At 61.7% G+C, this 10,357-nt stretch carries 6 protein-coding genes; 3 read left to right on the top strand and 3 right to left on the bottom strand.

Annotated features, from left to right (window positions below; genetic code table 11):
* The first annotated feature begins 868 nt into the window (after nt 1-868).
* Both jaqu_RS10290 and jaqu_RS10285 read left to right on the top strand, forming a co-directional pair.
* On the top strand, nt 869-1,720 hold the full coding sequence (locus tag jaqu_RS10290) for a hypothetical protein (protein ID WP_141134412.1): 852 nt from the start codon (nt 869-871) through the stop codon (nt 1,718-1,720).
* 17 nt (nt 1,721-1,737) lie between these two features.
* Nucleotides 1,738-2,352 (top strand): imm11 family protein, encoded by a 615-nt coding sequence (locus jaqu_RS10285; protein ID WP_043918895.1) that lies wholly within the window; start codon nt 1,738-1,740, stop codon nt 2,350-2,352.
* A gap of 237 nt (nt 2,353-2,589) precedes the next feature.
* Here jaqu_RS10285 and jaqu_RS21075 read toward each other — a convergent pair whose 3' ends face one another.
* Nucleotides 2,590-6,144 (bottom strand): SIR2 family protein, encoded by a 3,555-nt coding sequence (locus jaqu_RS21075; RefSeq protein ID WP_161793859.1) that lies wholly within the window; start codon nt 6,142-6,144, stop codon nt 2,590-2,592.
* A gap of 442 nt (nt 6,145-6,586) precedes the next feature.
* On the opposite strand from jaqu_RS21075, the gene jaqu_RS10270 reads away from it, so the two are divergent.
* The gene (locus jaqu_RS10270) at nt 6,587-7,279 is read left to right on the top strand and encodes a DUF6338 family protein (RefSeq protein WP_043918892.1); all 693 of its coding nucleotides are present in this window, start codon (nt 6,587-6,589) and stop codon (nt 7,277-7,279) included.
* A gap of 173 nt (nt 7,280-7,452) precedes the next feature.
* Here jaqu_RS10270 and jaqu_RS20640 read toward each other — a convergent pair whose 3' ends face one another.
* Both jaqu_RS20640 and jaqu_RS10260 read right to left on the bottom strand, forming a co-directional pair.
* Nucleotides 7,453-9,135 carry a CHAT domain-containing protein gene (locus jaqu_RS20640; protein WP_052500908.1) on the bottom strand — a complete coding sequence of 561 codons (1,683 nt, stop codon included), beginning with the start codon at nt 9,133-9,135 and terminating at the stop codon, nt 7,453-7,455.
* Nucleotides 9,074-10,219, bottom strand: coding sequence for a winged helix-turn-helix domain-containing protein (locus tag jaqu_RS10260; protein WP_084629707.1), 1,146 nt, complete (start codon nt 10,217-10,219; stop codon nt 9,074-9,076). The genes jaqu_RS20640 and jaqu_RS10260 overlap by 62 nt, the downstream gene beginning before the upstream one ends.
* Nucleotides 10,220-10,357: the final 138 nt, after the last annotated feature.

Raw genomic sequence — 10,357 nt, 5'->3', positions numbered from 1 at the left:
TGGTGTGAACACCTTCCAACTTCAGTCAAAGGGTGTCCACGAAACCGGGGGAACTCCAGGCTTGGTCATCAGGGGCTTCCTTCGGTTCAGGCTGGCTCAGCAACCCAACTTTACCGATCCTCGATGACCGCCCCAGCTACACCAACGCCAGGGACGTGACCTCAGTGAACACTGATGCTTCGGCAGGAGGCGACGTAACTACTTTCTCCGCCGCGACCGGTGGCTTTTACGGTCATGGTCCCACCGATCGGGACCAGTGTGTCACAGCCACGTATTACTGAGTCAGAAGAGCCGCTCACTTCAAGGCAGGAGCCGGGCCAGAGGTCTGCGGTAATGTCGAGCACCCCCGGCGGCTACGCGTCTCCGCGAGGCCTCTTGGTTCAATCCATCTCGCTGCGAAGTCGAGGAAAAGGAGTCTTGTCGGTCCTAACTCGCACTTCGTCGGTCGGCACGGTGTCCAGCGTGCATGTGGCCTGCCCGGATTTCGCACGGGATAACGAGCTAATCGAACCGTCACGGCTAGCGTCTGCCCGGCTCGCTTCGTGAGGCGGTGTGGCTCGGCATGGTCCTGAAGGATACGCCGGCCCTGAGCGGCCATCCAGCCTAAGGTGACGATGCCGCAGTGCAGCCATTCGAAGCTGACATTCGCTGCGCCCAAAGTGTAATATCCCGGCAGAGGGCGAGAAATCGGAGCCGATCCAGGCCTCGACTGCAGATGAAACACCGTTAATTCGCCATTTGATCGCCATTCTTGGCAGACAGCCCTCTTCCCCTCAGTATTTGGATGCCTGCGCAAGTCAGTCTAATGACGAGAACGATGATGATTTCTGACGCATGCGTGCGTGAAGCAATACACGCGAGATTGTGGATGCAGGTGATGCTGGGCAATCGATCGCACCGAAAGGACCCTTCGCGAAGCGGTTGGCGTCCGGATCAGGAGGTCCATCCCGGCGAGCACTATGTCGGCCCGGGCCGGCCCGATCCATCTCCGGGTGACGGCGCCTATCCCGAAGAAGTTCCGGGGTCTCGTCGTCTTGAAGAGTGGCTGCATGATCGGGGCATCGTCGTGGCCGATGACGCGCCAGACGACATGAGCCAGTACCATTCCATTGTCTCAGGGCCGGAGCCGACGTTACGGGCATCGCTTGCGGCAATTCGCTTCGACGAGGATTGGATAGGAGATACCGCGTTGCGTCACGTGCTGTACGTCGGCGCGCATTATTCCCAGCAGGTCGGGGCGGACCGTGGGCTTTTTCTGGCGCGTCTGCCGGTCGGTTGGGGTACACACAAGCTGCCACCCCATTTCAACTCTCTGATCGCGGCGATGGAAGCAGAGGGCTTCTGTGAGCGCACGTCTGACTACGAATTCACTTGGTCGGAGGCAATCGCTCCGTTTGGTGAAGCGGTACTGCCCATGCTCTGGCGTGACGGCCCGGATCTATGGGAGCAACGCAAATGGGAACTTCGCCATATCTGGCACACCATGCCGAAATCGATAAAGGCAAAGCACATCAGGCACGATAAGCCGCTGAATGTGACAGCACTGGATATGGATCTGACCGCCTTCTACGATCGTTCCTCGCGCCGCTGGAGCGAGGCTCCGATCGCGTCCCGATCGCAGATGGTCCTCGCCAGAGGGCACCTTGCGGATGAGCTGGACCGCTTGGACCGTGAGGAAGGGTTATCTGGGCGAAGACGGCGCGCAGAGACGAGGGGATGACTGCCGGAGCAGGTACGATGCTTGACAAAGCCGAGGTCGCATGGCGCATCGAGGCGCTTTGGGATGACCGGGCCGATGCCATACAGCTCGGCTACCGTGGACGCTCGAAAGAGCAGTTCGATCAAACGGACTCTACGAATTGGGGAACGGACCCCCTCCACGCAGACTATCTGCCGGTGCTGATGTATCTGCACAGTGGCGTGTGGCACGACCGGCATCTCGCAAAAGGTCGCATGCTGGGCGATGTGCTGGTTAGCGCGGACCTGCGTGCGTTGCTCTCGGAAAACGATCCGGAGGGCGTGCATTTCGATCCGGTTGAGTTGGAACTCGGCGACGGGGCGGTCGTGTCGGATCGATATTCGATGTTGAAGGTTCCGCGGATGCTGGAAGCCCTCGTGCCGGAGAAGTCGTCGGTCCGGGAGTTTCGGTCCAAGCGAACCGGCAAGGTCCTTGGCTGGAACTATGTCAAGAACCAGCCGCCGACCCTTAACAGGGAGGTCATCGGAGAGAACCATATATGGCGGCTTCCGAACATCGTGCCCACTGATATCTACGTCTCGGACTGGCTCAAGACCGAGATGGATCGGCGGGGCTTCGGGCCGTTCAAGGCGTTACCCGCGCCACTGGACTGACGAAAATACTCCGGTCGGGACGCGGCGAGCAGGATGCGACCAATCTGAACGCCCATACCCAATCTTTGCTCGGCCCAGAGCGGACCTTGCCTTGAAGGCGGGTGCTGCGAAGCAGCGTCGCATAGGGGCTTAGAGGAAGCCTAGAGAACGTTCCGAACTGCGTGAATTCCCTCAAGGTCATGGTGTAGGGCGTTGCGTCCGACCATACAGTTCTTCTACCTCTTGCGCGTTTATCCCTCACTCGACCATTTGCCGCAAACGGAGGAGCCTCGGATCGGCCGCCAAGGTCGAGTCAGTGGAAACCAGCAACTCCAGCATTTCGGTCGCGTCGTAGACGGGACTGGGTGGCACGTCGGGGATGAGCCGATCTAAGACCTCCAATGCATGCATGGGGCGCGCCTTCACTGCCTCGTCCAAGTTCCGAAGGAGGTGCAGCTCAGGCCATGCTTTGAGCTGCCGCAGGTGCGGATCGATGGCGCCGCACGCCTGGCCGGCCAAGGCGAGGTCCGCAAGGGCCGTGACCACTCGGTCGGTTTGCAACGCCGCCTGCTTCGGCCAGATCGAGCGGAAGAAGCGGTCGAGAGCATCTTCGTCGGTCAAAAGGCGCCCGGCCTCGCGAATGGCCGCGAGGCGGATCACCTCGTTTCCACGCCTCAGGACATCGCGGAGGGTCTCGTCGTTCAGCGATCCGTCCAGGCGCCATGCGAGCAGGAGTTGCCCCGCGAGCCATCCTGCGCCCCTGCCTTCGCGCGCGTCCACGGCGCCGGCGACGAGAAGGGGGCGCACTTGTTCGAACAGCGCCGCGGAGAACTGTTGGTTGTTCTGCATCAGCCCAGCGAGCAAGGCGTCCCCGCGGATGCTGTCGATAGCGGACAGGACGTGGGTCCCCGTCCAGTCGGGAGCGTGTGCGTGGAGGAACCGTGTCTGGCCACCGAAAATCGTCAGCGCATGCTCGCCGTGCGGATGCGGTAGACGCAACATCTCCTCGGCTCGCGTTTGCCAGCCCTCTGGGAAGATGCCCCCATCCGCATTGGGGAGGCGGGGATCACGCATCATCGTTTCCGCCACCTGTCCAGCGGGCGCATTGATGGCTCTGAAAACCCAGTCCGGCTCGGGGTCGGGATCGCTAGGCCACGGGACATCGCGGAGTAGCCGGACGAAGCGGTCGAGGAGGGGATTCAAGTCCCGAAGGTCCGTGTTGTCCCTGGATGTCGACACCGTCCAGTACCCGATGGCCCAAGGCTCGTGAGCGAGTATCTCGTCCGAGCATTCCTGCAAGAGGTTAAGGATTGGATCGACTGGGTGCTTCGCCTCGACGGCTGCGACGAGGAGCTTGTGCAGCGCTTTGCCCCGATCCTCGTCGCTGGCGGTCGACCCGCGGATGGCATCGCAGGCACGACCAAGATCGTCTCGCGCAAGCCCAGCGAACGGGTCAGCCTCGACAAGGAAGTCGTCGGTCCGTCCGGTATGCTCCAGCGCGACTGAAACGACCTGTTCGCTGGGAATGTCGTCCAGCATGGTGTGATCGGTATCCGTCGCGACCGTGCCGCCGCGCGAGACGAGGGGGTCGATCGCACGCCCGATATCCTTCTCCGACCAGCGAGGGGCATCTTGCTGCCACGCCGCTCGGCAGGCAGGCCAATCAAGGGGGAGGGCTACGCCCTCATGAGTCAGCCACCCTACGGCATCGAGTCGCAACCATGCGCGGACCTCGGGTCGATCCTCAAACTTCGCCCAATGCAGAACCTCGTCGCTTGGGCCGGCTCGAAGGCGCTCCGTAAGGCGCTCTTGCGCCTCCTCCGGCAGATCGTCCCAGCGGTCGCGGATGGCGTGGAGAAGATCGCGCTGCATGCGAGAGTACCAGAACAGATCCTCCGGCATCTCGATCAGGGCTGCTGCCGCCGTCGTGCCGTCCGAACGCTCCCTATCCAAGGCGAGCCACAGCCGCAGGCGGGCGCGGAACGGTCCGTCGGGCCAGGCCGCGACGTGGCGGTCGAAGACGGCGCGGTCGATGCCGCGGAGTCGGTCGAGCAGGGCGCAGTATCCGAAGACCGCTGCGCCAAGATCGCGCTTGTACTCGTAGGCGGAGTCGTCGTCGCCGGGCCGTACGAACGGTGGCAGACTCGATAGGGCGAACAAGCCGCGTCTCTCAGAAACGAGTTCTCCGAGCCTCGCTAGGTTCCGGCCAAGCGCATGCGCGACGGATCCGACCCATTCGTCAGGACAATCGATGCGCCAGAAGTCATCGCGGTATTCAATCTCGGTCGAAAACATCTGACGCCGCGAGACGCCGGCCTCTCGAGGGGGCGGTGCAGCAGAAGTGTCGGGTCGGACCCTAATTCGTGGGCGCGCCATCTCCTCGAAGTGGCGGACAACCGCGGGCGTCCAACCCGTCTCGGCCGTGCTTCGTTTGAACTCGTGCACGGCAAGCTGGGGATCGTTGAACCGCGTCGGGATCGAGGCGGCGTCCCAACTTTCGTACAGCATTTGCCAAGCTGCCCAAGCATCACTCGGACCCTCGCCACGCGTGCGATCGTGTCGCATCATCCAGCGGAAGCGTCCCCTTGGCGTGCCTTGCCGTGACCACCACCAGAGGGAGGCAGGCTCGTCGGCAACTCTTGCAAGCCACGCCTCGATTGCCAGGAGGCGCGGAGGCACGGGAAGCTCCCCGCTTGCGAGCCCCGATCGAGCGGCCACTGCCAGATCCTGTAGGACCTCGACGTGATCCGCCTCGGTCCAGGCGAAGGCGTTCCATGCATCGGATGGTGCCGCGCGCTGCGGCCAGGATCGTGAATGGTCAAGCGGTACGTTTGGGTCGTCATCCAGCCTATAGAGGTGTTGCGGGTCGACTTGTGCCGCATCGCGTCGGTATCGAGTCGGCGCTTCATGCCCAGGAGGGCCGAAACGGGCCGACGGATCCAGAACGCAGACCCATTCGGCGGGCGGTTCGGCTTCGGCGAAGGCCATGGCGCCCTCCCGTGAGTCAAGAAGTTCGGCCACTTGTCCCCGCTCGTGAGGCGCAAGCGCACGCGGTCCGGGACGCGAGCGATTAGCGATTCCGGCGCGCCATCTGGATGGGTCAGCGACACGGTCGGCCCATGCAGAAAGCGTATCCCACAGGGTCGTATGCCCCGAGGACGCGTCGTAGGGTAAAGCGGTGACGCCCTTTGCCGCCCAGCGTCCTCCGTCATCGCCAGGATGGAACGCGTAGGCCTGCCCAGTAGGCGTACCCGTGCGGCGCATACCTTCGAGCAAATACTGCATCGGCGGGTCGTCTGCAGAGTAGCCGAGGAAGACGACCGTGTGCCGCTCCAGAAGATCACGCATGAAGCGTGCTGCCCAGCCATCGGCGAGGTAGGCCGCGCCGAAGCTGGCAGTGGAAAGAACGAAACCGCCACTAGCCGGCAGCCCCGCTCCATCTAGCGAGCCGTGGAGCTTCACAATGCCGTTGACCTCCTGCGGGAGATCTGGCGGGAGATGCACAGCCGCCTCAGGGTCGGCCATTTCGAAGAGCCGGTCGAAGTTAGTGGTCACGATGCGGGGTCCGGTTCCGCCACCTGAGGCGAGCTGCAACACCGTACGGTGAGCGGAAAGATCTGCATCTCCCTGAACTCGCAGGTGTTTGGCTACCACACCCTCGACCGTATCGACGTGGAACTCGGCTTCGAGTTCGCCGAAGACCCGGTCCGCCGCAGCGAGGCTAGAGAAGCCTGGGGGCATCGGGATCGGGGGGCTTGCCGAGCGGATGGCCGCCTCTGCCGCTAGCAAGCGTCCAGCGGGGCCGTCCGGCATGGGACGGAGAGCTTCAAGGGCGCTTTGCAGGAGGCCTTGGAAGGTCGGCAACCCTGCCTTCGCTAAAGAGACGCCCGCGCCGCAGACGAAGACAGTCCGTCCTGCATCGGTCGCCGCAAGAAGTTTGGAAGGCAGTGCAGGGCCATTTGAATAGAAACGCATAACTCTCGAGTTGTGTGCTGCAATTGTGAAGGCCAGGAAAACGGCTGGAATTGGCAAGGACCGAAGAATTCAAGAATGCCCGCGCCCGAAGCGGACCTTCCGAGTGCGGAAGGGCGCCCCCAACTCCTCTATTTCTTTCACCGTTCCATCAAAGCTTCCTCTAAGCCACGCTCTTTGGCGCGTCGTGGTAGTCCATTATTCCGTTACAATCACCCAGTTGGGCCTTTGATCAGAGGACCTTCTCGTGTGATGTCCATCCACGCAGCCTTGGACACCTCGCATGAACACGTTGCTCCTCACACTCGCACTGATCTTTCTCCCCGGCATCATCTGGGCTCGGCTCGACGCGCGTTATGCCCGGCAGGTCAAACCGACTCAGTCTGAGTTCGTCGTCAACGTTTTCGTTTTCGGTCTTACTGCATATCTGGCAACGTACCTCATCTACCGCATCCCTTGGGTAGCAAAAGTCGCTTCCTTCAACCTAACCGCGATCGCCCTGGACGACGCGGAAGTGGCGCAGACCCTCGGACGATCCGTTGTGGATGACATTCTTGTCGCGACCGCAATGGCCTTCGTGCTGGCCCCGGCTTGGCTGGCGGTGCAGCGCTACAAACTCGTGGTGCGCTTCCTTCAGAAGATCAGAGTGACCAGACGCTACGGAGACGAGGATGTCTGGGACTACCTTCTCAGTTCCGACGACCCTCGTGCGTTCTATGTGAATGTTCGCGACGAACAGACCGGTCAGACCTTCACAGGCTTCGTTGACCAGTTTTCGGAGGCGCCGGGACTGCGAGAGCTGGTCCTGAGCCAAGTAGAGGCCTTTGACACGGCGACTGGAGAGCCGACGATCAAGGTCGCCCGGATGTACCTGGCTCGTGATCCCAAGGGAATGACACTGGAGTTTCCGGCCGAAAGCGCCAATATTGAAGGGGCGCCACCCCCGCCCGAGGAGGATTCACACGATGGCCCGTAGTTCGAAGGTGATCAGAGTTCTCGGCAAGAGCCGCCCGCTTCCTGAAAGCCGGGTCGAACGTGGCGGCATCAACAAGAATCCGAGCGCGTCGCTGACACGCCCTGCCCCGCCTCAGCCATACAAGCCCGCATCGAGCGATACGGCTGCTCCGAAGGCGTCGAACTGACGGCGGATCATCTGCCAAAGAAGGCGTACCGTGCAGCATCCTCTTCGCTTACCGCCCTCACTTCGACTTGGCCGGCACGAAACGCGTTTTCGTAGGGTCGGCCGTTCGCGAGCGCCTGATAGAAGGCGTAGGTGAACAGAGGCGCCGTCCGATCGTTGACGCCTCGGGTCGAACCGATCACGACATCGACCTGTTCGGCGCAGAGTTGCGCGATCCACTCGCTATAGCACGCGTGGAGCACCACGCATTCCAGCCTGCCGTAGATGCCCAACATATCGGCGAGAACCTCGCCCTTGATCGGGACCGCCTCCCCGGTCTCGCCCTCGAACGCGAGAACGCCCGCATCGCCATGGCCGCTGAAGTGCAGGATTTTCGGTCGGTTATTCAGTAGTTCCCTTTGGATATCTCGTGGTCTCACGGCGAACCGCTGAACGATGTGAAGATCGCGCTCTCGATTCCGGACCGTCTCAAGCTGGCGCTCGAGCTCGGCAGCCTCTTTATCCGTGCGCAGATGACCCAGGTTCTCGGGAGTCGCATTCAATACGAGCACCGTGTCACGTTTTGCTATCTTCACGGCCTCCTCCAATCGCTTCGCTTGCTCATCGCCACCGAGATCGAGGAAGCCGAGCGCCGCCTGCCCTTCCGCCTTCTTGATCTCCCCGAAAAGTGTTGTCCCCTCGGCGCCGAGAAGGACACGCTCGCGCAACGCGCCCCCTTCCTCAACTAGCTCTAGGGCCTTTTCGCGGTAGCTTGGCTGCTCGTCGGAGTATCGGGCAAAGTGTTCCGCAAGGAGGACGCGGACCCGCGCAGCGTCGTCCACCTCAAACCAGTTCAAGGTGACGTCCGCCAAGCCGTCGAAGTGAGTATAGAGAAGACCCTTTGCGAGACCTTCCCGCGCCTCGACAGACGGAAGATGCGTGCCCTGGATGATTAGGGTCTGCCGTCGAACGAGGTCCGGCACCTGCGCGGCTGCCAGCTGGAGGAGCTTTGCTTGTACATTTGGGGGTTGGGATTCGATGCCGTCGAGATCGATCCCTAGGTGATCGAGGGTGAGACGGTGGTTCTCGATCACCGCCCAGACGGCGTACTGACGGACAATGAGGTCGTCGTGCTGACCCAACTCCCGGACGATCACGCCGTTCTCGTGACGTGGGTGAAGTAGGTGCTGCACGTCACGGTCGAGACCGACTACGATTAGCGCCAACTTCAGTATTTCTGGGTCGGCCACCGCGATGTCGATCTGCAATCCGGTCGCAGCAAGCGTGCTAGGATCGACCGTCTGCATCGCGGCAAGCATCTGCACCTCGGGTGGGACGCCTCCCAAGGCCGCGATGCCGGAAAGCTGACCCATCCGAAGCCGGGCGAGAGCAGATACGCCCGCCGCGACGATCTCTGGCACCGCCGCGTAACGCTCGATTGCCCGTTCGACGCTGCCGATGCATTGCACGGTTCCAACCCTGGCGAGGGCGTTCAGGCCCCAGCGGATGACTTTCTCATCCCTGCTCATGTCAGTCAGGCCAACGATCTGCTGTTCGACGCGCGGTGCCGTCTCCGGTGCGAGAACATGGCCGGTTCGGTAGAGGCGGCTCAGGTCCTGAAGCGCGACCTTTTGACGGCGTGAGTCGTCGCTACCCGCCAATTCGGACGCGAGATAACCTGCCTGCTGGTCCGTGATCCGCTTCTTCGCCAACCGTCGTCCGTTCCTCACCCGCCGCTTGCGCGGCCAGGATCTTCGAACTCCACGGCTCGAAGTCATCCAGATCGTTGTGTCGCACCGACGTACATAGCCAATGCGGGTCATTCAGCGACAATCGTCGCGTCGTCGGTTCGAACCACCGAGGGCAGTTCCACGTCAACACTATTACCACATCCAAGCCGTCATCCGAGTCGACCACCATCACATGCTCGACTGTGGGGCGGTGTTTTCCTTGACCGTGAAAGGAGGCGAAGGAGATGTCGAGGTCCTGGATTAAGACCTTCACAGCGCTGTCTTCGGCGCCGAGCCGATCATACGAGAAGAGCGTCAAGTCTTCGACCGTCAGCGGACCGGGGAACCCGATACATCGACGCTTGGCGAAGGTGTCGCGATCATCGCGATAGCGACCGACCCGGTAGGCAAGCGTGCAGTCGTCCTTCACCACCATGGCGAAGGTCCACGTTGCGCTATATCCCCGTTCATCCATCTCGTCGGGATGCATGTAGGCCATCGCCTCTTCGGCCTCGGCTGCGCGAAAGAAATCGTCGGCGTCGGCAAAGGTTCGGCGCCATCGTTCAAGGAACGAGCGCTTCACCCCGAGGGTATTGTCACGTGTCAGGTCCCGTGTCCGGCGACGCGCCGGGAAGGGCGTCTTCCACTCAGCGGGGATGTCATCCGCGTCGAGGAACTCGGTCAGGAAAAACTGCCCTGGTTCGGTCCTGTAGAACGGAGACGTCTCGCGATGATGGAGGATCTCTTCGCTGAGCCGAGCCTGAAGCGTCTTCTGCTGTGTCTTCCCATGGAGATGCTTCGGAACGACCCCTGCCCGATAGGCGAGGTCAAGGATTGCCTTCGCGCCCATAGGACGACGGGCCGTTCTCAAGACCGTCTCTGCGAGCTGCAAGTAAGAATCCAAGCGCGTGCCTCCGCAGCGACAATGCAGGTTCCTGCCAATCTCGGCAACGGGAAGCTTGGCGGTCGGTGAACAGTCGCTATGGACCGCTGCCGTTGTACACACCAGCGCACCCCGATCCGAGCTACGAACTGCTGCAAGAACGTTCAGACCATAAGTGGTCAAGGTGAAGAAAAATTTGGCTTGTTTTGCAACTGCAGCGAATGATGGATTTCCGCCCCCCCTCTAGCATAGCATGGCCTTCATCCTATTGGATTAAATCTGCACCTGTTCGTCCTCCGCCCTCCAAAGCGCTGCCTGAAC

It is taken from the genome of Jannaschia aquimarina (genome assembly GCF_000877395.1).
Lineage (GTDB): Bacteria > Pseudomonadota > Alphaproteobacteria > Rhodobacterales > Rhodobacteraceae > Jannaschia > Jannaschia aquimarina.
Note: the sequence above shows the minus strand (reverse complement) of the source record. Positions and strands in the feature narration are given on the sequence as shown.